Annotated in this window: 25 protein-coding genes and 3 tRNA genes; 13 read left to right on the forward strand and 15 right to left on the reverse strand. The window is 52.7% G+C overall.

What is annotated here, in order from left to right; all coding sequences use genetic code 11:
• Nucleotides 1-10: 10 nt before the first annotated feature.
• The gene (gene tsaE / locus J4650_RS13015; protein WP_000981984.1) at nucleotides 11-472 is read right to left on the reverse strand and encodes a tRNA (adenosine(37)-N6)-threonylcarbamoyltransferase complex ATPase subunit type 1 TsaE; all 462 of its coding nucleotides are present in this window, start codon (nucleotides 470-472) and stop codon (nucleotides 11-13) included.
• Nucleotides 444-1,991, reverse strand: a complete 1,548-nt coding sequence (gene nnr, locus J4650_RS13020; protein WP_023993524.1) for a bifunctional ADP-dependent NAD(P)H-hydrate dehydratase/NAD(P)H-hydrate epimerase — start codon at nucleotides 1,989-1,991, stop codon at nucleotides 444-446. Before nnr ends, tsaE begins: the two co-directional genes overlap by 29 nt.
• On the opposite strand from nnr, the gene queG reads away from it, so the two are divergent.
• Nucleotides 1,990-3,129, forward strand: coding sequence for a tRNA epoxyqueuosine(34) reductase QueG (gene queG / locus J4650_RS13025; RefSeq protein WP_185296803.1), 1,140 nt, complete (start codon nucleotides 1,990-1,992; stop codon nucleotides 3,127-3,129). The two genes, nnr and queG, sit on opposite strands and share 2 nt — an antisense overlap.
• A 269-nt stretch (nucleotides 3,130-3,398) precedes the next feature.
• On the opposite strand, the gene J4650_RS13030 is transcribed toward queG, so the two are convergent.
• From J4650_RS13030 to J4650_RS13040, 3 genes are all read right to left on the reverse strand, one after another.
• Nucleotides 3,399-3,474, reverse strand: a tRNA-Gly gene (locus J4650_RS13030).
• Nucleotides 3,475-3,510: 36 nt separating this feature from the next.
• Nucleotides 3,511-3,586 (reverse strand) — tRNA-Gly (locus J4650_RS13035).
• Between the two features lie 37 nt (nucleotides 3,587-3,623).
• A tRNA-Gly gene (locus J4650_RS13040) sits at nucleotides 3,624-3,699 on the reverse strand.
• A 275-nt stretch (nucleotides 3,700-3,974) separates the two neighbouring features.
• Between J4650_RS13040 and J4650_RS13045 the strand changes: the two genes are divergently transcribed.
• Nucleotides 3,975-4,715 (forward strand): arginine ABC transporter substrate-binding protein, encoded by a 741-nt coding sequence (locus tag J4650_RS13045; protein ID WP_000727897.1) that lies wholly within the window; start codon nucleotides 3,975-3,977, stop codon nucleotides 4,713-4,715.
• Nucleotides 4,716-4,776: 61 nt separating this feature from the next.
• On the opposite strand, the gene orn is transcribed toward J4650_RS13045, so the two are convergent.
• Nucleotides 4,777-5,322 carry an oligoribonuclease gene (gene orn, locus J4650_RS13050; protein WP_001271546.1) on the reverse strand — a complete coding sequence of 182 codons (546 nt, stop codon included), beginning with the start codon at nucleotides 5,320-5,322 and terminating at the stop codon, nucleotides 4,777-4,779.
• Nucleotides 5,323-5,428: 106 nt separating this feature from the next.
• Between orn and rsgA the strand changes: the two genes are divergently transcribed.
• From rsgA to mscM, 3 genes are all read left to right on the forward strand, one after another.
• Nucleotides 5,429-6,481 carry a small ribosomal subunit biogenesis GTPase RsgA gene (rsgA, locus tag J4650_RS13055; RefSeq protein ID WP_000041945.1) on the forward strand — a complete coding sequence of 351 codons (1,053 nt, stop codon included), beginning with the start codon at nucleotides 5,429-5,431 and terminating at the stop codon, nucleotides 6,479-6,481.
• A 91-nt stretch (nucleotides 6,482-6,572) separates the two neighbouring features.
• Nucleotides 6,573-7,541, forward strand: coding sequence for an archaetidylserine decarboxylase (gene asd, locus J4650_RS13060; protein WP_023993525.1), 969 nt, complete (start codon nucleotides 6,573-6,575; stop codon nucleotides 7,539-7,541).
• Nucleotides 7,542-7,559: 18 nt separating this feature from the next.
• Nucleotides 7,560-10,886, forward strand: a complete 3,327-nt coding sequence (mscM, locus tag J4650_RS13065; RefSeq protein ID WP_001236755.1) for a miniconductance mechanosensitive channel MscM — start codon at nucleotides 7,560-7,562, stop codon at nucleotides 10,884-10,886.
• 66 nt (nucleotides 10,887-10,952) lie between these two features.
• Here the strand turns inward: mscM and J4650_RS13070 are convergent, their stop codons facing one another.
• The 3 genes from J4650_RS13070 to epmA all read right to left on the reverse strand — a co-directional run bounded on the left by J4650_RS13070 (nucleotide 10,953) and on the right by epmA (nucleotide 14,024).
• Nucleotides 10,953-11,267 carry a YjeO family protein gene (locus tag J4650_RS13070; RefSeq protein ID WP_000074657.1) on the reverse strand — a complete coding sequence of 105 codons (315 nt, stop codon included), beginning with the start codon at nucleotides 11,265-11,267 and terminating at the stop codon, nucleotides 10,953-10,955.
• Between the two features lie 51 nt (nucleotides 11,268-11,318).
• The gene (gene yjeM, locus J4650_RS13075) at nucleotides 11,319-12,821 is read right to left on the reverse strand and encodes a glutamate/gamma-aminobutyrate family transporter YjeM (RefSeq protein ID WP_000149876.1); all 1,503 of its coding nucleotides are present in this window, start codon (nucleotides 12,819-12,821) and stop codon (nucleotides 11,319-11,321) included.
• A 225-nt stretch (nucleotides 12,822-13,046) separates the two neighbouring features.
• On the reverse strand, nucleotides 13,047-14,024 hold the full coding sequence (gene epmA / locus J4650_RS13080; protein WP_000004794.1) for an elongation factor P--(R)-beta-lysine ligase: 978 nt from the start codon (nucleotides 14,022-14,024) through the stop codon (nucleotides 13,047-13,049).
• A 322-nt stretch (nucleotides 14,025-14,346) separates the two neighbouring features.
• On the opposite strand from epmA, the gene frdA reads away from it, so the two are divergent.
• The 5 genes from frdA to J4650_RS13105 all read left to right on the forward strand — a co-directional run bounded on the left by frdA (nucleotide 14,347) and on the right by J4650_RS13105 (nucleotide 18,285).
• Nucleotides 14,347-16,137, forward strand: a complete 1,791-nt coding sequence (gene frdA / locus J4650_RS13085) for a fumarate reductase (quinol) flavoprotein subunit (RefSeq protein ID WP_124234989.1) — start codon at nucleotides 14,347-14,349, stop codon at nucleotides 16,135-16,137.
• Complete coding sequence (frdB, locus tag J4650_RS13090) at nucleotides 16,130-16,864, forward strand: fumarate reductase iron-sulfur protein (protein WP_000829509.1); 735 nt, start codon at nucleotides 16,130-16,132, stop codon at nucleotides 16,862-16,864. The genes frdA and frdB overlap by 8 nt, the downstream gene beginning before the upstream one ends.
• 10 nt (nucleotides 16,865-16,874) lie before the next feature.
• Nucleotides 16,875-17,270, forward strand: coding sequence for a fumarate reductase subunit FrdC (gene frdC, locus J4650_RS13095; RefSeq protein ID WP_000208749.1), 396 nt, complete (start codon nucleotides 16,875-16,877; stop codon nucleotides 17,268-17,270).
• Nucleotides 17,271-17,280: 10 nt separating this feature from the next.
• Nucleotides 17,281-17,640 (forward strand): fumarate reductase subunit FrdD, encoded by a 360-nt coding sequence (gene frdD, locus J4650_RS13100; RefSeq protein ID WP_000609650.1) that lies wholly within the window; start codon nucleotides 17,281-17,283, stop codon nucleotides 17,638-17,640.
• Between the two features lie 111 nt (nucleotides 17,641-17,751).
• Nucleotides 17,752-18,285 carry a lipocalin family protein gene (locus J4650_RS13105; protein ID WP_001221669.1) on the forward strand — a complete coding sequence of 178 codons (534 nt, stop codon included), beginning with the start codon at nucleotides 17,752-17,754 and terminating at the stop codon, nucleotides 18,283-18,285.
• A 16-nt stretch (nucleotides 18,286-18,301) separates the two neighbouring features.
• Here the strand turns inward: J4650_RS13105 and sugE are convergent, their stop codons facing one another.
• Nucleotides 18,302-18,619, reverse strand: coding sequence for a quaternary ammonium compound efflux SMR transporter SugE (sugE, locus tag J4650_RS13110; protein WP_000118469.1), 318 nt, complete (start codon nucleotides 18,617-18,619; stop codon nucleotides 18,302-18,304).
• Nucleotides 18,620-18,875: 256 nt separating this feature from the next.
• Here sugE and J4650_RS13115 point away from each other — a divergent pair, with 256 nt between their 5' ends.
• On the forward strand, nucleotides 18,876-19,463 hold the full coding sequence (locus J4650_RS13115) for a LuxR C-terminal-related transcriptional regulator (protein ID WP_000912959.1): 588 nt from the start codon (nucleotides 18,876-18,878) through the stop codon (nucleotides 19,461-19,463).
• A 30-nt stretch (nucleotides 19,464-19,493) separates the two neighbouring features.
• Here the strand turns inward: J4650_RS13115 and ecnB are convergent, their stop codons facing one another.
• From ecnB to efp, 3 genes are all read right to left on the reverse strand, one after another.
• Entirely contained in the window at nucleotides 19,494-19,640 is a 147-nt protein-coding gene (gene ecnB / locus J4650_RS13120) for a lipoprotein toxin entericidin B (RefSeq protein WP_000239598.1), read from the reverse strand.
• Between the two features lie 107 nt (nucleotides 19,641-19,747).
• A complete protein-coding gene (locus J4650_RS13125) occupies nucleotides 19,748-19,882 on the reverse strand; it encodes an entericidin A/B family lipoprotein (RefSeq protein ID WP_001595192.1) in 135 nt (44 codons plus the stop codon).
• 60 nt (nucleotides 19,883-19,942) lie between these two features.
• Complete coding sequence (gene efp / locus J4650_RS13130) at nucleotides 19,943-20,509, reverse strand: elongation factor P (protein WP_000257282.1); 567 nt, start codon at nucleotides 20,507-20,509, stop codon at nucleotides 19,943-19,945.
• A 40-nt stretch (nucleotides 20,510-20,549) separates the two neighbouring features.
• Here efp and epmB point away from each other — a divergent pair, with 40 nt between their 5' ends.
• Both epmB and J4650_RS13140 read left to right on the forward strand, forming a co-directional pair.
• Nucleotides 20,550-21,578: an EF-P beta-lysylation protein EpmB gene (gene epmB / locus J4650_RS13135; RefSeq protein WP_000940477.1), complete on the forward strand. Its 1,029-nt coding sequence runs from the start codon at nucleotides 20,550-20,552 to the stop codon at nucleotides 21,576-21,578.
• Between the two features lie 282 nt (nucleotides 21,579-21,860).
• Nucleotides 21,861-22,718: a YjeJ family protein gene (locus J4650_RS13140; protein WP_023245328.1), complete on the forward strand. Its 858-nt coding sequence runs from the start codon at nucleotides 21,861-21,863 to the stop codon at nucleotides 22,716-22,718.
• Between the two features lie 47 nt (nucleotides 22,719-22,765).
• Here J4650_RS13140 and J4650_RS13145 read toward each other — a convergent pair whose 3' ends face one another.
• On the reverse strand, nucleotides 22,766-23,119 hold the full coding sequence (locus tag J4650_RS13145; protein WP_000558210.1) for a DUF4156 domain-containing protein: 354 nt from the start codon (nucleotides 23,117-23,119) through the stop codon (nucleotides 22,766-22,768).
• A gap of 234 nt (nucleotides 23,120-23,353) precedes the next feature.
• A complete protein-coding gene (gene groL, locus J4650_RS13150) occupies nucleotides 23,354-25,000 on the reverse strand; it encodes a chaperonin GroEL (RefSeq protein ID WP_000729126.1) in 1,647 nt (548 codons plus the stop codon).
• Between the last annotated feature and the right edge of the window lie 37 nt (nucleotides 25,001-25,037).

A 25,037-nucleotide genomic window follows, 5' to 3' on the forward strand; every position in this document is an offset into this window, starting at 1 on the left:
ACCTTTATAGCTAATCGGCTAAACGCGCCAGTAACGAATGACCCGATGAGGATACCGCGCTTACGCGAGCCTCACGCCCCTGCGCCTGGTAATCAATATGGATTTCGACGTCCGGGTCGGGGAGAACGCCTTTACCTTGTTGCGGCCACTCCACCAGACAAATGGCGTCGTTGGCGAAATAATCGCGAATGCCCATAAACTCCAGCTCCTCCGGGTCCGCAAGACGGTATAAGTCGAAGTGATATACCATCATGTTATCAAGCGCATAAGGCTCTACCAGCGTATAGGTGGGGCTTTTTACATTACCGTTATGGCCTAACGCCTGTAAAAATCCCCGGCTAAACGTCGTTTTACCGGCACCTAAATCGCCATACAGATAAATAACGGTCGCGCCATCGCAGGCGTTGGCTACCCGTTGCCCCAGGTCTAGCGTCGCCTGTTCGTCAGGTAGCGGAATTACTCGATTCATCATGGTTTACGTCAATCACATCAGGGTTAACAATACGCCGCAGCGTAGTAAAAAGATCGGTCGCCAACATGCCGCGAGCGCCATAACGCGCTGCCAGTAAGTCCGCCGCCGCGCCGTGAGCCACACATCCCACACATGCCGCATCATACGGGGTAAACTTCTGTCCGAGCAATGCGCCGATGATGCCGGACAGGACATCGCCCATCCCGCCGCTCGCCATCCCTGCATTACCAGCGTCAATGATAGTCAGAGGGTGGTGTTCAGCGGCGATAATCGTTCCTGCGCCTTTTAACACGACCACGCCTCCGTACCGTTTTACCAGACGCTGCGCTGAAAGTAAGCGATCACTTTCAATTTCTGCCACAGAACATCCTAACAGGCGGGCTGCCTCTCCCGGATGCGGCGTAATCACGCGATTGTGACGTTTATCAGGATTGATTGCCAGTAGGTTCAACGCATCCGCATCCCACAGCATAGGTTTACGGACGTTTTCTACTTTCTGTAAGGCTTTTTTGCCCCATTCCTGCTGCCCAAGCCCCGGGCCGATCACCACAACGTCAGCCCAGGTCAGGCTCTCTTCCAGCGACTGAGGCGTGAGTTCATGTACCATCAGTTCCGGGCGGGCTGTCAGCAACGGCGCGATGTTTTCACCGCGAGTCAGTACTCTGACCAACCCAGCCCCCGTACGCAGCGCCGCCTCGCCAGCCATCCGAATTGCGCCCGCTGTTCCCTGGTCGCCGCCAATAATCGCCAGACGACCATGATCGCCCTTATGCGAGGTCGGTCGACGCGGCGTTAGCCATTGCCCCAACTGCGTCGCGTCAAAACGCCGGAGCGGCGGCGTCTGGCTCGCCAGCCAGCCTTCCAGTCCCAACGCGTCATAATGCAATATGCCGGTAACGTCACGCGCTTTGCCGGTCAGCTGGCCTGGTTTCAGGGCGATAAACGTGACCGTATGCGCGGCGCTTATCACCGCGCCAGGCGTGGCGCCCGTTTGCGCCAGCAGGCCTGACGGGATATCGACGGCGACAACCGGCGCAGGATGGGCGTTCGCCTGTTCAATCAGACCGGCTACCGGGTCGCGCGGCGCCTGGGCTATACCGGTGCCAAGCAGCGCGTCGATAATTAGATCCGTCGCTTCCGGCCAGATAATATCGGCAGCATGGATAATGCCGCCGGCATTCAGCCAGGCATCGCGCGCCTGCGCCGCTTCTTCAGGTAACGGTTTGTCGCTCTCCTGCGCCAGCAACGTTACGCTAATGCCCGCCGCTTGCGCTAGTCGCGCCACGACGTAACCATCGCCGCCGTTGTTGCCATGACCACACAACACCAGCCAGTGTCGGGTGTCAGGATAACTGTCACGGGCTACCCGAAATGCCGCGTCGCCAGCGCGCAGCATCAATTCATAGAGTGTGAGTCCGAAGGCATCCGCCGCATCGCGTTCCAGCCGTTTGATGTCATCGGCGGGCCAAATGGAGTGTGGTATACTTACAGGGTTTTTCTTCATGTTATGGTCCATCATGTCAAAGCCCCTCGATCTCAATCAGTTAGCGCAAAATATTAAGCAGTGGGGGCTGGAGCTGGGCTTTCAGCAGGTCGGTATTACTGATACCGATCTGCGCGCATCCGAACCTGCGCTGCAGGCGTGGCTGGACAAACAATACCACGGCGAGATGGCATGGATGGCGCGCCACGGTATGATGCGCGCCCGGCCTCATGAACTCTTACCCGGTACGCTACGTGTCATCAGCGTGCGCATGAACTATCTGCCCGCCAACGCCGCGTTTGCCAGTACGTTGAAGGATCCCACGCTGGGCTACGTTAGCCGATATGCGCTGGGGCGTGATTATCACAAGCTATTACGCAGCCGCCTTAAAAAACTGGGCGAGCAGATCCAGCAGTACTGCGGTTCGCTGAATTTTAGACCGTTTGTCGACTCTGCGCCTATTCTTGAACGCCCATTAGCGGAAAAAGCCGGACTTGGCTGGACGGGTAAGCACTCACTTATCCTTAATCGGGAGGCGGGCTCATTCTTTTTCCTGGGGGAACTGCTGATTGATTTACCGCTGCCGGTCGACCAGCCGGTCGAGGAAGGTTGCGGCAAATGCGTCGCCTGTATGACCATTTGCCCGACCGGGGCGATCGTCGAACCGTATACGGTGGACGCGCGGCGCTGTATTTCTTATCTCACCATTGAGCTGGAAGGCGCTATTCCGGAAGCATTTCGCCCACTGATAGGCAACCGTATTTACGGCTGCGATGACTGCCAGCTTATCTGTCCATGGAATCGTTACTCTCAGTTGACCGACGAAGCAGATTTTAGCCCACGCAAGGCGCTGCATAACCCAGATTTGCTTGAGTTGTTTAGCTGGAGCGAAGCGCAGTTTCTGAAAGTCACTGAAGGTTCTGCGATTCGGCGCGTTGGCCATTTACGCTGGCTGCGCAATGTTGCCGTCGCGCTGGGGAATGCGCCGTGGAGTAATGCCGTCATTACGGCGCTGGAAAGCCGCAAGGGTGAGCATCCACTTCTCGATGAGCATATCGAATGGGCGATTGCGCAACAAATTGAAAAGCGCAACGCCTGCATCATTGAAGTGCAGCTACCGAAAAAACAGCGTCTGGTCAGGGTGATTGAAAAAGGGCTGGTGCGCGATGCCTGAATTATTCACAGGCTGTGTATAAAAATAAAAACACATTGCGATTCAAGAGGGAAAAAAGGAATAGTCAATAACGCTAACGTTTTGAAATCTTATTTTTTCTATATTTTTCAGTAAATTATAGAAATTCTACGCGTCAGGTATGATTTTTTGCATTCCAGGAGTAATGGGCCGCCCTGTGGATAAGTCTGTTTACAAGGATCTGACGAAAGCGGAACAAAACGTGCCCCAACGCGATATTCGTTGTGGATAATTTTACTGTAGATAAGAATTGGAGCGGGAAACGAGACTCGAACTCGCGACCCCGACCTTGGCAAGGTCGTGCTCTACCAACTGAGCTATTCCCGCTTGGGTGCGTCTGTGCTTAACAAGCACTTTCAAATTTGGAGCGGGAAACGAGACTCGAACTCGCGACCCCGACCTTGGCAAGGTCGTGCTCTACCAACTGAGCTATTCCCGCTTGGGTGCGCTTGTACTTAACAAGTACTTTCAAATTTTGGAGCGGGAAACGAGACTCGAACTCGCGACCCCGACCTTGGCAAGGTCGTGCTCTACCAACTGAGCTATTCCCGCAAATTTGTTGCTGTCGTAATTCGCATTTCTGCGTCGTTACGGGAGGCGCATTATACGAGAAATCCATTTAGCTGCAAGCCCCTGAACGCATTTTTTCGCGATTTTTGTTTGAATGCTGATTAAATCACCAAACAAGACAAAAAACGAGCAAAGCGTGCGCTATGCAACAAAAAACTTTTCACGCCACGCCTAAAGGCACAGAATCAGAATAGCACCCTGCGCCAAAAAAAGAATAGCACGGTGACCACAACATCCAATTGATATCAGGGATCAAGATGAAAAAAAAACTTATTGTCATGCTGTTAGCCAGCCTCTCCGTTCACGCCGCTTCCGTTTCCGCCAGAACATTACATTTTGGCACCTCCGCCACCTATGCGCCCTATGAGTTTGTCGATGCCGATAATAAAATTGTTGGTTTCGATATTGATGTCGCCAACGCGGTCTGCAAAGAGATGCAAGCGGAGTGCTCATTCACTAACCAGAGCTTTGATAGTCTGATCCCCAGCCTACGCTTCAAAAAGTTTGATGCGGTGATCGCCGGTATGGATATGACGCCCAAACGTGAGCAGCAGGTCTCCTTTAGCCAACCCTATTACGAAGGTCTATCGGCGGTAGTCGTCACGCGTAAAGGGGCTTATCACACTTTTGCCGATCTGAAAGGCAAAAAAGTCGGTCTGGAAAACGGTACAACGCATCAGCGCTATTTGCAGGATAAACAACAAGCCATCACGCCTGTCGCCTATGACAGCTATCTAAACGCCTTTACCGATCTGAAAAATAACCGTCTTGAGGGCGTGTTTGGCGATGTCGCCGCGATTGGTAAGTGGCTAAAAAACAATCCGGATTACGCCATCATGGATGAACGCGCCAGCGATCCTGACTACTACGGAAAAGGGTTAGGCATTGCGGTACGCAAAGGCAACGACGCGCTATTGCAAGAAATTAATGCCGCGCTCGACAAGGTGAAAGCGTCGCCGGAATATGCGCAGATGCAGGAGAAATGGTTTACGCAGTAATTCAGTGGCGGGAGAGCTGCCGGATGAGACGCTCTGGCGTTGCCATCCGGCATGTTACGCCTCACAGCTTAATGAAATGCTCGCGGTAGTAAGCCAGCTCCGCCACCGACTCGCGAATATCATCCATCGCCTGGTGCGTGCCCTGCTTGGTAAAGCCGGCCAGAATCTCCGGCTTCCAGCGGCGCGCCAGTTCCTTGAGCGTACTGACATCCAGATAGCGATAGTGGAAGTAGGCCTCCAGTTCCGGCATATATTTAAACAGAAAACGACGATCCTGACCGATGCTGTTACCGCAAATCGGCGACTTACCCGCAGGCACCCACGTTTTCAGAAATTCAATCGTCGCCAGTTCAGCGTCTCGTTCGCCCATCGTACTTGCCTTAACGCGATCCACCAGACCGCTGCCGGTATGGGTGCGCACGTTCCAGTCATCCATTAACGCCAGTTGCGCATCGGATTGATGTACCGCAATCGTCGGCCCTTCCGCCAGAATATTCAGACTGGCATCCGTCACCAGCGTGGCTATCTCAATAATGCGATCGCGCTCGGGGTCCAGACCTGTCATCTCCAGATCGATCCAAATCAGGTTGTTTTCATCGGCACTCATGCTATTTTCCACCCTTCAGAGGTCACATTCACTGTGACTATATTCATCTACAATTGCGTGTATCATAGATGTTTTGCCCACTATGGGCGACCAGGAGCCAGTACGATTGAGCAAAAATAAACTCTCCAAAGGCCAGCAGCGCCGTGTGAACGCCAATCACCAGCGTCGTTTAAAAACGTCCGCGGAGAAAGCCGACTACGATGACAACCTGTTTGGCGAGCCTGCAGAAGGTATCGTCATTAGCCGTTTTGGTATGCATGCCGATGTGGAGTCTGCTGACGGCGAGGTTCACCGCTGCAATATCCGCCGCACTATCCGTTCGCTGGTGACGGGCGATCGCGTCGTCTGGCGTCCGGGCAAAGCCGCCGCAGAGGGCGTCAACGTAAAAGGCATCGTTGAAGCGGTGCATGAGCGCACCTCGGTATTGACGCGCCCGGACTTCTACGACGGCGTGAAGCCTATTGCCGCCAACATTGACCAAATCGTTATCGTCTCCGCGATTTTGCCGGAGCTGTCGCTGAATATCATCGATCGCTATCTGGTCGGCTGTGAAACCCTACAGGTTGAGCCGCTTATCGTACTCAATAAAATTGATCTGCTGGACGACGAAGGTATGGACTTCGTTAATGAGCAGATGGATATCTACCGCAATATCGGCTATCGCGTGCTGATGGTCTCCAGCCATACGCAGGATGGTCTGAAACCGCTGGAAGAGGCATTAACCGGTCGCATCAGTATTTTTGCCGGGCAGTCCGGCGTCGGAAAATCCAGTCTGCTAAACGCTCTGCTCGGCTTACAGAACGAGATTCTGACGAACGATGTGTCGAATGTCTCCGGTCTGGGTCAACATACCACTACCGCTGCTCGTCTGTATCATTTCCCGCATGGCGGCGATGTCATTGATTCCCCCGGCGTGCGCGAGTTCGGCTTATGGCATCTGGAGCCGGAACAAATCACCCAGGGCTTTGTCGAATTTCATGACTATTTGGGACATTGCAAATACCGGGACTGCAAGCATGACGCCGATCCAGGCTGCGCCATTCGCGAAGCGGTAGAGAACGGCGCTATTGCGGAAACCCGTTTCGAAAATTATCACCGAATTCTTGAAAGTATGGCGCAGGTAAAAACGCGTAAAAACTTTTCTGATACGGACGACTGACAGATACGCTAGGCGTCGTTAGAATCGTCCACTTTTTTCAGGATACCGGTATAACTGCCGGTTCAGGAACAACAATGGCCTGGAGGCTACCTTGTTAAACTCATTTAAACTTTCGCTACAATACATTCTGCCGAAACTATGGCTCACTCGCCTGGCGGGCTGGGGCGCAAGCAAACGAGCAGGATGGCTGACAAAACTGGTTATCGATCTCTTCGTAAAGTATTACAAAGTCGATATGACCGAGGCGCAAAAACCGGATACCGCCAGCTATCGTACGTTCAATGATTTCTTTGTTCGTCCGCTGCGTGATGACGTGCGTCCGCTCAATACCGATCCTAACATCCTGGTGATGCCTGCTGACGGCGTGATAAGCCAGTTGGGTCGTATCGAAGAAGATAAAATTTTACAGGCCAAAGGCCATAATTACAGCCTTGAAGCGTTGCTGGCGGGTAACTACCTGATGGCGGATAAGTTCCGCAACGGCACGTTTGTGACCACTTACCTCTCCCCTCGCGACTACCATCGCGTGCATATGCCATGCAACGGCATCCTGCGCGAAATGATCTACGTACCGGGCGATCTGTTCTCTGTTAACCATCTGACCGCGCAAAACGTCCCCAACCTGTTTGCCCGCAACGAGCGCGTTATCTGCCTGTTTGATACCGAGTTCGGCCCTATGGCGCAGATTCTGGTCGGCGCAACTATTGTCGGCAGTATCGAAACCGTCTGGGCGGGGACCATTACCCCGCCGCGCGAAGGCATCATCAAGCGCTGGACCTGGCCAGAAGGCGAACATGAAGGGTCTGTCGCCTTGTTGAAAGGCCAGGAGATGGGGCGCTTTAAACTGGGTTCCACGGTCATCAACTTATTTGCGCCGGGGAAAGTGAATCTGATCGCGTCGCTGGCAAGCCTGTCCGTTACCAAAATTGGCCAACCGCTGGCGACGTCGACCGAAACATTCGTCGCGCCGGAGGTAGAACCTGCTCAGCTGCCGGCAGAAGAAATTAAAGCCGAACAGGACGCCAGCCCGCTGGTTGACAATAAAAAAGACGACACCTAATCAAGAGAGAATGCTGACGTGCGCCTGATTATCGCTTTTCTGATGGCCTGGTGCCTCAGCACGGGGGCGTTCGCCGCAACGGCCCCCGACGCCAAACAAATCACGCAGGAACTGGAGCAGGCAAAAGCGGCGAAGCCCGCTCAGCCGGAAGCCGTTGAGGCGCTCCAGACTGCGTTAAACGCGCTTGAAGAGCGAAAAGGCTCGCTTGAGCGCGCGAAACAATATCAACACGTTATTGATAACTTCCCTAAGCTATCCGCCACCTTGCGCGCCCAGTTGAATAATCTGCGCGATGAACCTCGCAGCGTACCGCCAGAGATGTCCACCGAAGCGTTAAATCAGGAGATCTTGCAGGTTAGCAGCCAGCTACTGGATAAAACCCGCGAGGCGCAACAGGAGCAGGAGCGCGTCAGGGAGATCGCCGACTCGCTCAGCCAGCTTCCCCAACAGCAAAACGACGCCCGCCGCCAGCTTAATGAGATTGAGCGACGGCTCGGCGCCGCAGGCGGAAGTGCCGCGCTTAGCCAGGCGCAAAGTCTCAGTATGCAGGCGGAGTCCGCCAAACTAAAAGCGTTAGTCGACGAACTGGAGTTGGCGCAACTGTCCGCCAACAACCGGCAGGAACTGGCTCGTCTGCGTTCCGAGCTGGCGGAAAAACAGAGCCAGCAATTGGATGCGTATCTTCAGGCGCTGCGCAATCAGCTCAACAGCCTGCGCCAACGTGAAGCGGAACGCGCGCTGGAAAGCACTGAGCTGCTGGCGGAAAACAGCGCCGGTTTGCCGGAAGGCATCGTCGAACAATTTAAAGTCAACCGCGAGCTGTCACAGGCGCTCAATCAACAAGCGCAGCGGATGGATCTGGTCGCTTCGCAGCAGCGACAGGCCACCAGCCAAACGTTACAGGTGCGTCAGGCGCTCAATACGCTGCGGGAGCAGTCGCAATGGCTTGGCGTGTCCAACATGCTTGGCGAAGCGCTGCGCGCGCAGGTCGCCCGTCTGCCAGAGATGCCTAAGCCGCAGCAGCTTGATACGGAAATGGCGCAGCTACGCGTTCACCGAATGCGCTATGAAGAGTTACTCAATAAGCAGCCGCAGCTACGGCAAATACGTCAGGCCAATGGACAGCCGCTGACCGCCGAGCAAAACCAGATTCTTGACGCCCAGCTTCGCACTCAGCGCGAGCTGCTCAACTCGTTGTTACAGGGCGGCGATACGCTGATCCTGGAGCTGACCAAACTGAAAGTCTCCAACAGCCAACTGGAGGATGCGCTTAAAGAGGTTAATGAAGCGACCCACCGTTATCTGTTCTGGACCGCTGACGTTAGCCCGCTATCGCTCTCCTGGCCTGTTGATTTGGTTCAGGATTTACGTCGGCTTATCTCATTAGATACGTTTAATCAGTTAGGTAAAGCCAGCATCATGATGCTGACCAGCAAAGAGACGCTGCTGCCGTTATTCGGCGCGCTGGCGCTGGTCGGGTTTAGCCTCTATTCACGCCAACACTTCAACCGGTTCCTTGAGCGCTCGGCCTCGCGCGTCGGGAAAGTCACCCAGGATCACTTCTCGCTGACGCTGCGAACGGTGTTCTGGTCGATTCTGGTCGCCTCGCCGCTGCCGGTCTTGTGGGCGACGCTCGGCTATGGTCTACAGGAAGCCTGGCCGTATCCGCTGGCCGTCGCCATCGGCGATGGCGTGACGGCGACAGTACCGCTGTTGTGGGTAGTCATGATTTGCGCCGCGTTTGCCCGCCCTAATGGTCTGTTTGTGGCACATTTCGGCTGGCCGCGAAACCGGGTAGCGAAAGCGATGCGCTACTACCTGATGAGCATTGGGCTGATCGTGCCGCTCATTATGGCAGTGATCATGTTTGATAATCTTAACGATCGGGAGTTTTCCGGCTCGTTGGGCCGCCTTTGCTTCATCCTGATATGCGGCGCGCTGGCGCTGGTCACGCTGAGTCTGAAAAAAGCGGGCATCCCGCTCTATCTTGATAAAGAAGGCAACGGCGACAACATGGTCAACAGCCTGCTGTGGAATATGTTGATGGGCGCGCCGCTTATCGCGATTCTGGCGGCGGCGGTGGGTTATCTGGCCACGGCGCAGGCGCTACTGGCGAGACTGGAAACCTCGGTCGCCATCTGGTTCCTGTTGCTGGTCATCTATCACGTCATTCGCCGCTGGATGCTGATCCAACGACGCCGACTGGCTTTTGACCGCGCCAAACATCGTCGGGCGGAAATGCTGGCGCAGCGCGCGCGCGGCGAAGAAGAACCGGCGCACTCCTCCAGCCTGGAAGGCGCGGTCGACATCGATGAAAGTGAAATCGATCTTGACGCTATTAGCGCCCAGTCGCTGCGTCTGGTCCGCTCAATTCTGATGCTTATCGCCCTGCTATCGGTAATTGTACTGTGGTCGGAAATCCACTCGGCATTCGGCTTCCTGGAGAATATTTCGCTGTGGGATGTCACCTCTACGGTGCAAGGCGTGGAAAGCCTGGAGCCGATTACCCTCGGGGCGGTGCTCATTGCGATTCTGGTCTTTATCATCACCACGCAGTTGGTGCGTAATCTGCCTGCGCTGCTGGAACTGGCGTTATTACAGCATCTCGATTTAACGCCTGGTACCGGTTACGCCATCACGACCATCACCAAATATCTGTTAATGCTGATTGGCGGGCTGGTCGGTTTCTCGATGATCGGCATTGAGTGGTCGAAGCTACAATGGCTGGTGGCCGCGCTCGGCGTCGGGCTTGGTTTTGGCCTGCAAGAAATTTTCGCTAACTTTATCTCCGGCCTGATTATTTTGTTTGAAAAGCCGATTCGTATCGGCGATACGGTGACCATTCGCGATCTCACCGGCAGCGTGACCAAAATCAATACCCGCGCCACCACCATCAGTGACTGGGATCGTAAAGAGATTATCGTGCCGAATAAAGCCTTTATCACCGAACAGTTTATCAACTGGTCGCTGTCTGACTCCGTTACGCGTGTGGTGTTAACCATCCCGGCGCCGGCGGATGCCAATAGCGAAGAGGTGACGCAAATTCTGCTGACGGCGGCGCAGCGCTGTTCTTTGGTGCTTGATAACCCACCGCCTGAAATCTTTCTGGTGGATCTTCAGCAGGGTATTCAGATTTTCGAACTGCGTATCTATGCCGCGGAAATGGGACACCGTATGCCATTACGCCATGAGATCCACCAATTGATTCTGGCGGGCTTCCGCGAGCACGGTATTGATATGCCGTTCCCGCCGTTCCAGATGCGTCTGGAGAGTCTCGGCGGTAAACAAACGGGGAGAACGTTAACGTCAGCGGGTAAAACCAGCCGCCCGGCGGGGAGTTTGTAAACGCAATGGTACCGGATGACGCTAAAAGACTCGATGACATAGGCTTATCAGGTCTTTTAGCATAGATCACACACAAAACTGATAGCGCAGGAAGAATTGCCAGGACCAGTAAGCAAATATCACCAACGCGACACAGTACAAAAACCAACTACGTATTTTCTTATACACAGTAACGTAAAAAAATGGGAAAAACAGGGGCAGCGTCATCATCGCGCCAAAACTTCTGGAATCATCATTTTCGACAGTTCTCATCACATCACAAATGTTGGTTATCCCACTCTCGCCAATCATCCACTCTTTATCCAGGACTGAAAATACAGCGATGAGTGGGATAGCCAGTAAAATCCAGATAGCGCACAACGCAAACATTTTCGGACTCATTATAAATATCCTTTTCATAAAGCCGATGAGCTAACGCTATCCGGGCAAAGATTACTCCGCCGCCCACTCCGGATCGGCGCTCATGCGGCTGCTGTAATTCTGATAAATTGCCATCGCCAGCAGCGAGAAGAAGATCGGGCCGCCGATCATCCACAAGGCGCTGTCCCAGTCCCCAGCTTCAATCACCGGCTGGATGATGGTAAAGACGTTGGCAAACGTCACCACCAGCACCACAACACCCGTCGCGACCAGGGTAGAGGCTTTGGTTTTAAAGAGAACAAATGGCCGCTCCAGATCCTGACGCGCTTTAAAGAAGGGAAATGCCAGCGCAAGGAACAGGTATGGCAAGGTCATTGAGACGTTCGCCATCAGCGTGAGTTTGTTATAAAACGCCGATGCAGTGTCACCACCAAAAGAGACCAGCAAAATAAACAGACTCACCAGTACGCACTGTAGCCACATAGCGGTCGCCGGCATACCGTTAGCGTTCAGTGTCGTCATCGGCGCGGGCCACAACGCTTTTGGCGTCCCCTGAATAATGGCTTTCAGCGGTGAATAGCTCAACGTAAAAAACGCGCCGGTATAAGCCAGAAACATAGAAAGGCCGGTGATACGCGCAAACCAGACGCCCACCGTCATCGCAGCTTCCGGAGAAAGGTTTAACGCGTTACCTAATGTCGTGCCTAAACTCGACATCAAAATGTAGGTAATATTCCCTAAGTTAACGGCGCTATTACTTAATATCTGTTGCCAGTTAGTACTGACGCCCCATAAAAAGATCGCCAAAGAATAACCAATTGAAATCACAATGGCCGCGAAGACAATACCTTTCGCAAAATTCTTTTCCGGTTTCTCGGTTTTATCCACCAGTCCGCCGACAGCCTCAATACCGCCGTAAGCAAAAATAGCAAATACCACAAATGACAACATTGCCAGGCCGGAGTGATAACCCGGATTCGGTGACGAGGTAAAATTAATTTCTTGTGCAAAATGCCCACCATTTAATAACAAAATAGCGACACTCACTAACAATAAAACTAAATTAAGACACATTACGGCAATACCTCCGACCGCCGTAATTCGCGCAATTTTATTGATCCCTCTGGCGGCGACACACGTCACCAGAATCATCCAGCCAACGGCGAGCAGCCCGACAACCTGCGTAGGCTCAAGCCCCGCAATACGCCAGTGCTGCGTCATATCGGCACCAAAAACAAAAGTAGAAAACGGTACCCAAATTTTTGCCGCCGTACTTACCATCCATATGACATACGATGAAAACCACATAAACGTGCCGATAAACGCGTAACGTGGCCCCACGCTATTATTCATCCACGAATAGATCCCGCCCTCTTCTTTGCGATAAGCGGAACCCATTTCAGCCATCATTAAGGCGAATGGAATAAAAAACAGCAAGGCAGAAAATATATACCACGGGATTGCGCTATACCCCATTAAATAAAACGCCGACGGGCTATTCGCAAAACCAAAAACAGAAGTAAAAATCATCAGGATAAGCCCAATAAGGCTCATCTTTTTTATCGTGTGGGTCATTCAACCATCCCTTACGCTCGAGCGCGTTTGCCAGACGCCGCTCACCGATTGACGCCGCCTTCTTTTTTACGAAGGTCAGCGATAAAAAAATCAACACAGGATTGATACCTAAATGGCATCAAAGTTCCAGCCTTATGTTGTGGCAAACAGAGGATAATTGAAAAAATATGCTACAAAATGGCGCTTATTGCGCCATTTTATCTCGCGAAAGAGTGAATTTCAGATTTACGCCCGATCGACCGTAAAAGCAATCACGTCCGCCAGGCTTTCTGCTCCCAGCGCCAGCATCACCAGACGATCAACACCCAGCGCCACGCCGGAACAATCCGGTAGACCGGCGGCCAGCGCATCCAGTAGATTTTGGTCAATCGGCTGCTGCGGCAGACCGCGAGCGGCGCGCTTACGATTGTCCTGTTCAAAGCGCTGTTGTTGCTCACGTGCGTCCGTCAGTTCGTGGAAACCATTCGCCAGCTCAATACCTTTGTAGTACACCTCAAAGCGCTCGGCGACGCGATGATCCTCGGTACTGATTTGTGCCAGCGATGCCTGACTTGCCGGAAAGTGATAAATAAAGGTCGGCTTTTCTTTACCTATATGCGGCTCAACCCCCATCGTGAACAACAGTTGCAGCAACGTATCACGGTCTTCTTCCGTATCGGCGATATTGCTTAAATCAAGCTTTGCCGCCGCCTCACGCAGTTGCGTTTTATCTGCTGATAACGGGTCAATCTCCAGATGGCGCTGAAACGCCTGTTGATAGGAGAGACTTTCCGCAGGTTGACAATCCAGCACTTGCTGAAGCAAATCATCCACTTCATTCATCAGGCGGTACATATCGTAATGCGGGCGATACCACTCCAGCATGGTGAATTCCGGATTATGATGTCGTCCCATCTCTTCATTACGGAAACTGCGGCATAGCTGGAAAACCGGACCGCACCCTGCCGCCAGCAGGCGTTTCATATGGTATTCCGGACTGGTCATTAAATAGAGGTTGATCCCCTGGGAATGGCCAGGTCCGACGAAACGCGTTTCGAACGGGAACAGATGAATGTCTGTGACCGTCGCCTGACTCATGCAGGGCGTCTCAACCTCAAGCACTCCACGATCGGCAAAGAAACGACGGATTTCCGCCATAATCGCCGCACGTTTTAATAAATTGGGGATGGACGCGCTCGGCTGCCAGGTTGCCGTTTCGCTCATGATTCTTTCTCCAGTTTAAGACAAGGTCACGAAGTCTACTCGCAACGCGCGGGCGAAACAAATTTTGCGCAGGCGTATCGGGCGCCTTCTGGAGGGTAAAAAAAGTGATTTCAGATGGTTTAGTAATTAAATTAATCAAAATCAATGATAATTCATCCCTCTGATACGCTAAAAAAATCGAACACGTCAAATTTCCCTGACATCCCTGAGACTATACTGTTGTACCCATAAAGGAGCAGTGGAAACGCATTCATACTTCGCAGAACCCAGAGGCTTTATCTGGCTGCGCGAGGGTGAAATTACAATAATCTGGAGGAATGTCGTGCAAACCTTTCAAGCCGATCTTGCCATTATAGGCGCCGGTGGCGCGGGATTACGTGCTGCAATTGCTGCCGCACAGGCGAATCCCAATGCTAAAATCGCACTGATCTCAAAAGTGTACCCGATGCGCAGCCACACCGTCGCTGCCGAAGGGGGTTCAGCCGCTGTCGCCCAGGATCATGACAGCTTTGACTACCATTTTCACGATACGGTAGCAGGCGGAGACTGGCTGTGTGAGCAGGATGTCGTGGATTACTTTGTCCACCATTGTCCCACTGAGATGACGCAGCTGGAGCAATGGGGCTGCCCGTGGAGCCGCCGTCCGGACGGTAGCGTTAACGTGCGTCGCTTCGGTGGTATGAAAATCGAGCGTACCTGGTTCGCCGCGGATAAAACCGGCTTCCATATGCTGCATACCCTGTTCCAGACTTCCCTGCAGTTCCCACAAATCCAGCGCTTTGACGAACATTTTGTGCTGGATATTCTGGTTGATGACAACCATGCGCGCGGCCTGATGGCAATGAACATGATGGAAGGCACGCTGGTGCAAATCCGCGCCAACGCCGTGGTCATGGCGACAGGCGGCGCAGGCCGCGTATACCGCTATAATACCAACGGCGGCATCGTCACCGGCGACGGGATGGGCATGGCGCTGAGCCACGGCGTTCCGCTGCGTGATATGGAATTCGTTCAGTATCACCCGACCGGCCTGCCAGGTTCCGGTATCCTGATGACTGAAGGTTGCCGCGGCGAAGGCGGTATTCTGGTCAATAAAAATGGCTACCGTTACCTGCAAGACTACGGCATGGGCCCCGAAACGCCGCTGGGCGAGCCGAAAAACAAATATATGGAACTGGGGCCGCGCGACAAAGTATCCCAGGCTTTCTGGCACGAATGGCGTAAAGGCAACACCATCTCCACGCCGCGCGGCGATGTGGTTCACCTCGACCTGCGTCATCTCGGCGAGAAGAAACTGCATGAACGTCTGCCGTTCATTTGCGAACTGGCGAAAGCCTATGTCGGCGTCGATCCGGTTAAAGAACCGATTCCAGTACGTCCGACCGCGCACTACACCATGGGCGGCATTGAAACCGACCAGAACTGTGAAAGCCGTGTCAAAGGGCTGTTTGCCGTTGGCGAATGCTCCTCTGTTGGCCTGCATGGCGCGAACCGCCTCGGTTCCAACTCACTGGCGGAACTGGTGGTGTTTGGTCGTCTGGCTGGCGAACAAGCAATGGAACGCGCTGCTACGGCAGGCGCCGCAAATAGCGCCGCGCTCGACGCCCAGGTTGCCGATATTGAACAACGTCTGAAAAATCTGGTGAACCAGGAAGGCAACGAAAACTGGTCGAAGATCCGCGATGAGATGGGTCTGTCTATGGAAGAAGGTTGCGGTATTTACCGTACCCCGGAACTGATGCAGAAAACCGTTGATAAACTGGCCGAGCTTCAGGAACGTTTCAAGCGCGTACGTATCTCCGATACTTCCAGCGTGTTCAACACTGACCTGCTGTATACCATCGAACTGGGTCATGGTCTGAACGTGGCGGAATGTATGGCGCACTCTGCGCTGGCGCGTAAAGAGTCCCGCGGCGCGCATCAGCGTCTGGATGAAGGCTGTACCGAGCGCGACGATGTGAACTTCCTCAAGCACACCCTCGCCTTCCGCGATGCTGATGGCACGACCCGTCTGGAATACAGCGACGTGAAAATCACCACCCTGCCGCCAGCCAAACGTGTTTACGGCGGTGAAGCGGAAGCAGCCGATAAGAAGGAGAAGGCGAATGGCTGAGATGAAAAACCTGAAAGTTGAGGTGGTGCGCTATAACCCGGAAACCGATACCGCGCCGCACAGTGCTTTCTATGAAGTTCCTTATGATGAAACAACATCGCTACTGGACGCGTTGGGCTACATCAAAGATAACCTGTCGCCAGACCTGAGCTACCGCTGGTCCTGCCGTATGGCGATCTGCGGCTCCTGCGGCATGATGGTCAACAACGTCCCTAAACTGGCGTGTAAAACCTTCCTGCGCGATTACACCAACGGTATGAAGGTGGAAGCGCTGGCGAACTTCCCGATTGAGCGCGATCTGGTTGTCGATATGACGCACTTTATCGAAAGCCTGGAAGCGATTAAACCGTACATTATTGGCAACTCTCGCACGCCAGATCAGGGGCCGAATGTCCAGACCCCGGCGCAAATGGCGAAGTATCATCAGTTCTCCGGTTGCATCAACTGTGGTCTGTGCTACGCCGCGTGCCCGCAGTTCGGTCTGAATCCTGAGTTTATCGGACCGGCTGCGATTACGCTGGCGCATCGCTATAACGAAGATAGCCGCGATCACGGTAAGAAGGAGCGTATGGCGCAGTTGAACAGTCCGAACGGCGTATGGACCTGTACTTTCGTGGGCTACTGCTCCGAAGTCTGTCCAAAACATGTCGATCCGGCTGCGGCCATTCAGCAGGGTAAAGTGGAAAGCTCGAAAGACTTTCTTATCGCCACCCTGAAACCACGCTAAGGAGTGCAACATGACGACTAAACGCAAACCCTATGTGCGGCCGATGACGTCCACCTGGTGGAAAAAACTGCCGTTTTATCGCTTTTATATGCTGCGCGAAGGCACAGCGGTGCCGGCAGTCTGGTTCAGTATTGAACTGATTTTCGGTCTGTTTGCGCTCAAACACGGCGCGGAATCCTGGATGGGATTCGTCGGCTTTTTACAAAACCCGGTGGTAGTGATCTTAAACCTGATCACCCTGGCGGCCGCGCTGCTGCACACCAAAACCTGGTTTGAACTGGCGCCGAAGGCGGCCAATATCATTGTAAAAGACGAAAAAATGGGGCCAGAGCCAATCATCAAAGGGCTTTGGGTGGTCACTGCGGTAGTCACCGTAGTCATTCTGTATGTTGCCCTGTTCTGGTAAGGAGTCCCGGATGATTAATCCAAACCCAAAACGTTCTGATGAACCCGTATTCTGGGGACTGTTTGGCGCAGGCGGTATGTGGGGCGCGATCATCGCGCCGGTGATCGTGCTACTGGTTGGCATCATGCTGCCGCTGGGGCTATTTCCGGGCGATGCCCTGAGTTTTGAGCGCGTACTGACGTTCGCCCAAAGCTTTATTGGTCGCGTTTTTCTGTTCCTGATGATCGTGCTGCCGCTATGGTGTGGCCTACACCGTATGCACCACGCGATGCATGACCTGAAAATCCACGTGCCCGCGGGCAAATGGGTCTTTTACGGTCTGGCGGCAATCCTGACCGTTGTGACGGCAATTGGCGTTATCACTCTCTAAGTTGCCACGACGCCCTCTTATCTACCCGATAAGAGGGCGTTTTTTCTTTTCCTGCCTCTCATTTTCCCGCCAGGTTCTACACTTAGAAAAAACACTGGAAGGAAAAACGCTATGCGCATTCTGCCCGTCGTTGCTGCAGTTACGGCTGCATTTCTGGTTGTCGCCTGTAGTTCGCCTACTCCGCCTAAAGGCGTTACCGTGGTAAATAACTTTGATGCCAAACGTTACCTCGGCACCTGGTATGAGATCGCACGCCTCGATCATCGATTTGAACGTGGACTGGAACAAGTCACGGCCACCTATAGTCTGCGTGACGATGGCGGGATTAATGTCATCAATAAAGGCTATAACCCGGATCGGGAAATGTGGCAAAAAACAGAAGGCAAAGCGTATTTTACCGGTAGTCCAAACCGCGCCGCGCTCAAGGTCTCTTTTTTCGGCCCGTTCTACGGCGGCTATAACGTGATTGCGCTTGACCGGGAATACCGTCATGCGCTGGTGTGCGGCCCGGATCGCGACTATCTGTGGATACTCTCTCGCACGCCAACGCTTTCTGAGGAAATAAAACAGCAAATGCTGGCCGTCGCGACCCGGGAGGGGTTTGACGTCAATAAATTAATTTGGGTAAAACAATCAGGTTCGTAGCAATATCAGCGACGAATTAATGCGCACTGAGTTTTAGCCCAATGATACCCGCGACGATCAAGCCAAGACTGAGCAAACGCGCCGGTGAGGCAGACTCGCCCAGCAGAAGGATACCGGTGATTGCCGCCCCAACGGCGCCGATGCCGGTCCAGATGGCGTACGCCGTTCCAACGGGCAGCGTTTTCATTGCCCAGGAAAGTAACGCCATACTGATAACCATGGCCGTAATGGTGATGATACTGGGGGTCAGACGAGAAAAACCGTGGGTATACTTCAGGCCGACAGCCCATACCACTTCAAGTAAACCAGCGATTAATAGAATGATCCAGGACATAGCAGGCTCCAGATAATTAATGGGGCCGTCCCCGGTGAGAATAGCGTTTACAGGTCGTCCTGTAACGTATACGGATGAAAAGCCATTCTTGCCTGAGAGAAAATGAATTTCAACCTTTTTATTTTTTTCCGTCTAAAGGCGGGAATTGGCCCTTTTAAGCCGCGTAGTTTTCGCATTTAGCGCCCACAGGAGTTCTCTATGATGGAACGCCTTCTGGGAAAGAAAGTGCTTTATCTACTTCCGGGTGCAAAAAACTATGTTGAAAATTTTAGTGATAGACCGATGCCACTTTACCCGTACGGGCATGGAGGCCTGGCTTAATCACACTGATGTGCTCAGTTCTTCACTGCTGGTATCCGGGATGAATAACCTTATACTGGCGAAAGAACATATTCTGCAATGGAAGCCCCATCTGGTTATCGCTGATTTATATGGTTTTCTCAACGATGCCTTACCCGAGCAGCCTATCAATGCATTTTTTGCCGCCTGCAGGATGACGCCGTTGGTATTATTACAGTCAGGGAATATGCCGTACAGACCGCAATATGCCAGTCATGCGGTGTTATCTAAACACACGCCTTTACATGAGCTTGCACAACGAATTAAAGGAGCGCTATATACTCATCCACTGCAGGAAGCGCCGGAAAGCGCCACGCCATTGCTCTCTCCGCAGGAGGAAAAAGTGCTCGCGATGTGGACGGAAGGCACCAGCAATAAAGAGATTGCGTATGCGCTTGGCATTCACGGGAAAACGGTTTACACCTATAAACGTAATATCCGTATGAAACTTCATATGGATAACCGGTATTCTCCCTTTCTTATGCTTCCGGAGAAAATCGATTAACGGTACGACGCCATGCCGTACCGTTGATGATTACTGCTGAGCTCTGGTTGCAGCGCCAGAGATCGCACTACCACCGTCCGAGATGTCCTCGCCCACGCCGCGCGTGGTATTACAAGCAGTTAATACAGTGGAAAGTACCAAAACAGAAAAGATCGCTGCAATTGTCTTTTTAACCATAATGTCTTCCTTTTCTAGCCAATGTTGTTTGTGTATAGCAACTTAATAATAGACAACATCCCAGAAAATGACGGGCGATCGACTAATTTTAGGAAGACGAGAAGCGATTAGCTGGCTGCGCGGGAGATGGCGTGGCCAAGATGCTGAATATCTTCGCCGAAGCCGCGGGCGGTATTACATGCCGTTAATAATGTGCTGGTAAGAAGAACCAGCGCGACAAGGCTGATAAAGCGTTTCATCATTGAGGCGCGAAAAAAAGGATGGCGCAGCATACGCTGCACCATTTTTCCCGATAACGTAAATTATTTTACGCGGGATACGTATTCGCCGGAACGGGTATCGACTTTGATCACTTCGCCAATCTGCACGAACAGCGGAACTTTAACCACTGCGCCAGTAGACAGCGTGGCTGGTTTGCCGCCAGTACCTGCGGTATCGCCCTTCAGACCTGGGTCGGTATCAACAATTTCCAGTTCAACAAAGTTCGGCGGAGTGACAGAGATAGGCTGACCGTTCCACAGGGTTACGATGCATTCCGCCTGATCCAACAGCCATTTTGCGTTGTCGCCGATAGCCTTGGCATCTGCAGACAGCTGCTCGAAGGTTTCGTTGTTCATGAAATGCCAGAACTCACCGTCGTTGTACAGGTAAGTCAGGTTCATATCGACTACATCCGCGCCTTCTGCGGAATCGGTCGATTTGAAGGTTTTCTCAACGCGCGTGCCGGTCAGCAGACGGCGCAGCTTAACGCGGGCAAACGCCTGGCCTTTACCCGGTTTCACGAATTCACTGGATTCAACCGCATAAGGTTCGCCATCCAACATGATTTTAAGACCGGAACGAAAATCGTTGCTATAGTAAGTCGCCATAAGGCCCTCTGAAATTGTTAACTGGTAGCTAAGCCACAAAATGGCGCATATTGTAACCCTAAATACCCCATTGCGAGAAGATTGGTTAGCGCAACTTGCCGATGTTGTGACCAATCCCGACGAACTGCTGCATCTTTTACAGATTGAAGCTGATGAAAACCTCCGGGCAGGACAGGACGCCAGGCGCTTGTTTGCCCTCCGCGTGCCGCGCGCTTTTATTGCGCGCATGGAGAAGGGCAACCCTGACGATCCTCTTTTACGTCAAGTGCTGACGTCCCGGGATGAATTTATTGTCGCCCCCGGTTTCTCCACCGACCCGCTGGAAGAGCAACACAGCGTGGTGCCAGGATTATTGCATAAATACCAAAACCGGGCGCTATTGCTGGTAAAAGGCGGATGTGCGGTAAATTGCCGCTACTGTTTCCGTCGTCACTTCCCGTATGCAGAGAATCAAGGCAATAAGCGCAACTGGAAAGTCGCGCTGGAGTATATCGCCGCACACCCGGAACTGGATGAGATCATCTTTTCCGGCGGCGATCCGCTGATGGCGAAAGATCATGAGCTGGACTGGCTGCTCACGCAACTGGAAGCCATTAAGCACGTCAAGCGGCTACGCATCCACAGTCGGTTGCCTATCGTCATCCCGGCACGCATTACTGACGAACTGGTCGCCCGCTTTGACCAGTCACGTCTGCAAATTTTGTTGGTGAACCATATCAACCACGCTAATGAAGTGGACGAGGCGTTCTGCCTGGCGATGAAGAAACTGCGCCACGTGGGCGTCACGCTTCTCAACCAGAGCGTCCTGCTGCGTGGCGTGAATGATAACGCGCGAACGCTGGCGAATCTGAGCAACGCGCTATTTGACGCCGGCGTGATGCCCTATTACCTGCATGTGCTGGATAAAGTGCAGGGCGCCGCGCATTTTATGGTCACCGATGACGAAGCCCGGCAAATCATGCGCGAACTGCTCACGCTGGTATCCGGCTATATGGTGCCAAGACTGGCGCGTGAAATCGGCGGCGAACCGAGCAAAACACCGCTGGATTTACAGCTTCGGCAGTGCTAATTCTCGCGGGCGCGTCAGGGACGACGAAAAATATTACCGCGCAATATCACGAGGAGATTCCCCCCGCGATTCTCCTCACCCTTTGGCGAGGATAAACTAACCTTCGTTAAATACACCTTTCCGATACTCTCTTTTCAATAAAGTCCGTTTTAGGACTCGCTTAGCGTGTACTGCATTTTCGAATTATACTGGTTCTCCTTTTTATAGGACGGCATAAACAATTTATATATCAAATACATTGCAGTAAAACATTTAATTATTTTATATTTGTGGAGAATTGACATGGCCTTAACGATTAAGGGACTAAATACCGGCGTTATTCGTCACAATGATAAGTTTATCGCGCTGGCGCTTAAGGTGAAGTCACTGAGAAATAAAGAAACACTGCTTTTCTTTCCTGTGCTCGCGCTGCGAGACTTGTTGATCGGCCTTGAACACCGGCTTTATTTACAACACTCGCTGCCGGAACAAGAGCAGGAAAAACGCCAGAAAGCCAAAAGCAGTCATGTGCTTAAAATGCATGAGAATATTCCGGCAATACTCCGTGAAGAGCTGGAAAACGCCGATGTTAATCAGCGTGTTGAATCTTTAGCGTTGAGCGATAATACAGAAAAAGTATTAACCTTTACGTTAAAGCTGCACAATGGTAGCCATCTTGATTTACAGGTCGGTGAGTGGCAGGTTGAAGTTCTGGTGATGGCTATTATTCACGCCATTAATAATGCCGAAATGCGTGAGCTCGTATTGCGTATTTCTTCAATGCTGGACTTTTTACCATTATACGATGCTGACTGCCTGGAAAACGGTAATATCGAATTCGATACCTATAACCAGCCTGACTGGAAACATAATCTGTATAACCATTATTTAGCGCTCGTTTATCGTTATACGGATGAGGCAGGACAATCGCATGATTGCGGCACCATCATTAAGACCCGTAGTCAGTCAGGCTCTAAAGAAGCTGAAGCGATATCACGCCGCTTGCTGAATTTCAGCCCGCGTCTTAAAAAGCTGGAAGGAAAACCGTGTAAGGTTTTTGTCAGAACGCTTGGAACCGGTAAAGCAGCGCGTCTGACGCAAGATCAATGTATGCGCGCGTTGCATAATCTACGCATGGCGTCATCGCAGGAAAAACGCTAACCATATCGCCCTCTGAATCTTTCAGAGGGCGTTACGATTCAGACATATCAATTCGGACATTTATAAACCTGGCCGTTCATCTCGCTGGCCGTCGGGACAAAACTGGACAACATGCCCTGCGACGGACTACTTACGCCATACAGCACGTTTCCACCCATCGCGGCTGCCTGATTACGCAGATCGTTCGCTGCGCCACGCATTGAGCCACCCTCTTCGCCGTGCTGGCCTGAAAACCAGTTACTCTGTTTACCGGTTGCCGTACCAATTAGCTGGCATTCCGCGCCTGGCTTATCTTCGACAAAGCGTACATTTTGGCCGGCAGCGGTGAGTTCGTTGCTGGAGCTACAACCCGCCATCAGCAGCGCGGCGCCAACGATCCCTGCTAAATATTTCACGTGCATGTTATTCCCCATAATCAATGAGCTGGACGTTTTGTCCGTATCTGAATCTTATACTAAAAAGATGACTAAAAGAAAAACCCCCGGTCATTTCTGCCCGGGGGTTTCTCAATTCTGGGAGATAAACATCCAAATCATTCTAGTTGCAGGAAGGCGGTAATCCCCAGTCACTTACTCAAGTAAGTGACTGGGGTTAGCCAACGCATCTGCAGCCTGAAGGATGCAGGGTGTGGGCAATTACATCATGCCGCCCATACCACCCATACCACCCATGCCGCCAGCAGCGCCTAAATCAGGAGCATCGCTTTTCGGCAGGTCGGTCACCATGCACTCGGTAGTGATCATCAGACCAGCCACAGAAGCCGCGTACTGCAGCGCAGAACGGGTAACTTTGGTTGGGTCCAGGATACCCATATCGATCATGTTGCCGTATTCTTCAGTTGCTGCGTTGTAACCGTAGTTACCGTCGCCGCCTTTAACGGTGTTAGCGACAACAGACGGCTCTTCGCCGCAGTTCAGCACGATCTGACGCAGCGGAGCTTCCATTGCGCGCAGCGCAACTTTGATACCCACGTTCTGGTCTTCGTTCTGGCCTTTCAGGTCAGCAATTTTAGAAGCAACGCGGATCAGCGCAACGCCACCACCAGCAACCACGCCTTCTTCTACCGCAGCACGGGTCGCGTGCAGGGCATCTTCAACGCGGGCTTTCTTCTCTTTCATTTCAACTTCGGTCGCAGCGCCAACTTTGATAACCGCAACGCCGCCTGCCAGTTTCGCTACGCGCTCCTGCAGTTTTTCACGATCGTAGTCGGAGGTCGCTTCTTCAATCTGCTGACGGATCTGAGCAACACGGCCCTGGATGGCAGCTTCTTCACCCACGCCATCGATGATGGTGGTGGTGTCTTTGTTGATCACAACACGTTTCGCCTGACCCAGGTCTTCCAGGGTTGCTTTTTCCAGCTCCATACCGATCTCTTCAGAGATTACGGTACCGCCGGTCAGGGTAGCGATATCCTGCAGCATCGCCTTACGACGATCGCCGAAGCCCGGTGCCTTAACAGCAGCCACTTTCACGATGCCACGCATGGTGTTCACTACCAGGGTAGCCAGCGCTTCGCCTTCAACATCTTCAGCGATGATCAGCAGCGGTTTGCCTGCTTTTGCAACGGCTTCCAGAACCGGCAGCATTTCGCGGATGTTGGAGATTTTCTTATCAGCCAGCAGGATGAACGGGCTTTCCAGCTCTACTGCGCCAGTTTCCGGCTTGTTGATGAAGTAAGGAGACAGGTAGCCGCGGTCAAACTGCATACCTTCAACCACGTCCAGTTCGTCCTGCAGACCGGTACCGTCTTCAACGGTGATGACGCCTTCTTTACCGACTTTATCCATCGCTTCCGCAATCAGTTTACCTACGGTTTCGTCGGAGTTAGCGGAGATAGTACCTACCTGAGCAATCGCTTTAGAGTCGGAGCACGGTACGGACAGGGCTTTCAGCTCTTCAACCGCCGCAGCAACCGCTTTGTCGATACCACGTTTCAGGTCCATCGGGTTCATGCCCGCAGCAACGGCTTTCAAGCCTTCGGTAATGATGGACTGCGCCAGTACGGTCGCGGTGGTGGTGCCGTCGCCTGCAGCATCGTTCGCTTTAGAGGCAACTTCTTTCACCATCTGCGCGCCCATGTTTTCAAACTTGTCTTCCAGTTCGATTTCACGCGCTACGGAAACACCATCTTTAGTGATAGTCGGCGCACCGAAAGATTTATCCAGAACCACGTTACGGCCTTTCGGACCGAGGGTTACTTTCACTGCATCTGCCAGTACGTTTACGCCGCGCAGCATTTTCACACGAGCGTCGTTACCGAATTTTACGTCTTTAGCTGCCATTTTCTCTTTCCCTTAAATTCGTATGTTCAGTGTCGTT

It is taken from the genome of Salmonella sp. 32120201201600049SM, assembly GCF_017572835.1.
GTDB lineage: Bacteria > Pseudomonadota > Gammaproteobacteria > Enterobacterales > Enterobacteriaceae > Salmonella > Salmonella enterica.

Coding starts and splice junctions, on each gene's coding strand:
- yjeM (WP_000149876.1), bottom strand. CDS start 12,821: ATGACCCACACGATAAAAAAGATGAGCCTTATTGGGCTTATCCTGATG.
- epmB (WP_000940477.1), top strand. CDS start 20,550: ATGGCGCATATTGTAACCCTAAATACCCCATTGCGAGAAGATTGGTTA.
- frdC (WP_000208749.1), top strand. CDS start 16,875: ATGACGACTAAACGCAAACCCTATGTGCGGCCGATGACGTCCACCTGG.
- tsaE (WP_000981984.1), bottom strand. CDS start 472: ATGATGAATCGAGTAATTCCGCTACCTGACGAACAGGCGACGCTAGAC.
- J4650_RS13070 (WP_000074657.1), bottom strand. CDS start 11,267: ATGAGTCCGAAAATGTTTGCGTTGTGCGCTATCTGGATTTTACTGGCT.
- frdD (WP_000609650.1), top strand. CDS start 17,281: ATGATTAATCCAAACCCAAAACGTTCTGATGAACCCGTATTCTGGGGA.
- J4650_RS13045 (WP_000727897.1), top strand. CDS start 3,975: ATGAAAAAAAAACTTATTGTCATGCTGTTAGCCAGCCTCTCCGTTCAC.
- efp (WP_000257282.1), bottom strand. CDS start 20,509: ATGGCGACTTACTATAGCAACGATTTTCGTTCCGGTCTTAAAATCATG.
- J4650_RS13125 (WP_001595192.1), bottom strand. CDS start 19,882: ATGATGAAACGCTTTATCAGCCTTGTCGCGCTGGTTCTTCTTACCAGC.
- nnr (WP_023993524.1), bottom strand. CDS start 1,991: ATGATGGACCATAACATGAAGAAAAACCCTGTAAGTATACCACACTCC.
- J4650_RS13105 (WP_001221669.1), top strand. CDS start 17,752: ATGCGCATTCTGCCCGTCGTTGCTGCAGTTACGGCTGCATTTCTGGTT.
- sugE (WP_000118469.1), bottom strand. CDS start 18,619: ATGTCCTGGATCATTCTATTAATCGCTGGTTTACTTGAAGTGGTATGG.
- J4650_RS13145 (WP_000558210.1), bottom strand. CDS start 23,119: ATGCACGTGAAATATTTAGCAGGGATCGTTGGCGCCGCGCTGCTGATG.
- ecnB (WP_000239598.1), bottom strand. CDS start 19,640: ATGGTTAAAAAGACAATTGCAGCGATCTTTTCTGTTTTGGTACTTTCC.
- groL (WP_000729126.1), bottom strand. CDS start 25,000: ATGGCAGCTAAAGACGTAAAATTCGGTAACGACGCTCGTGTGAAAATG.
- queG (WP_185296803.1), top strand. CDS start 1,990: ATGTCAAAGCCCCTCGATCTCAATCAGTTAGCGCAAAATATTAAGCAG.
- epmA (WP_000004794.1), bottom strand. CDS start 14,024: ATGAGCGAAACGGCAACCTGGCAGCCGAGCGCGTCCATCCCCAATTTA.
- J4650_RS13140 (WP_023245328.1), top strand. CDS start 21,861: ATGGCCTTAACGATTAAGGGACTAAATACCGGCGTTATTCGTCACAAT.
- orn (WP_001271546.1), bottom strand. CDS start 5,322: ATGAGTGCCGATGAAAACAACCTGATTTGGATCGATCTGGAGATGACA.
- frdB (WP_000829509.1), top strand. CDS start 16,130: ATGGCTGAGATGAAAAACCTGAAAGTTGAGGTGGTGCGCTATAACCCG.
- J4650_RS13115 (WP_000912959.1), top strand. CDS start 18,876: ATGTTGAAAATTTTAGTGATAGACCGATGCCACTTTACCCGTACGGGC.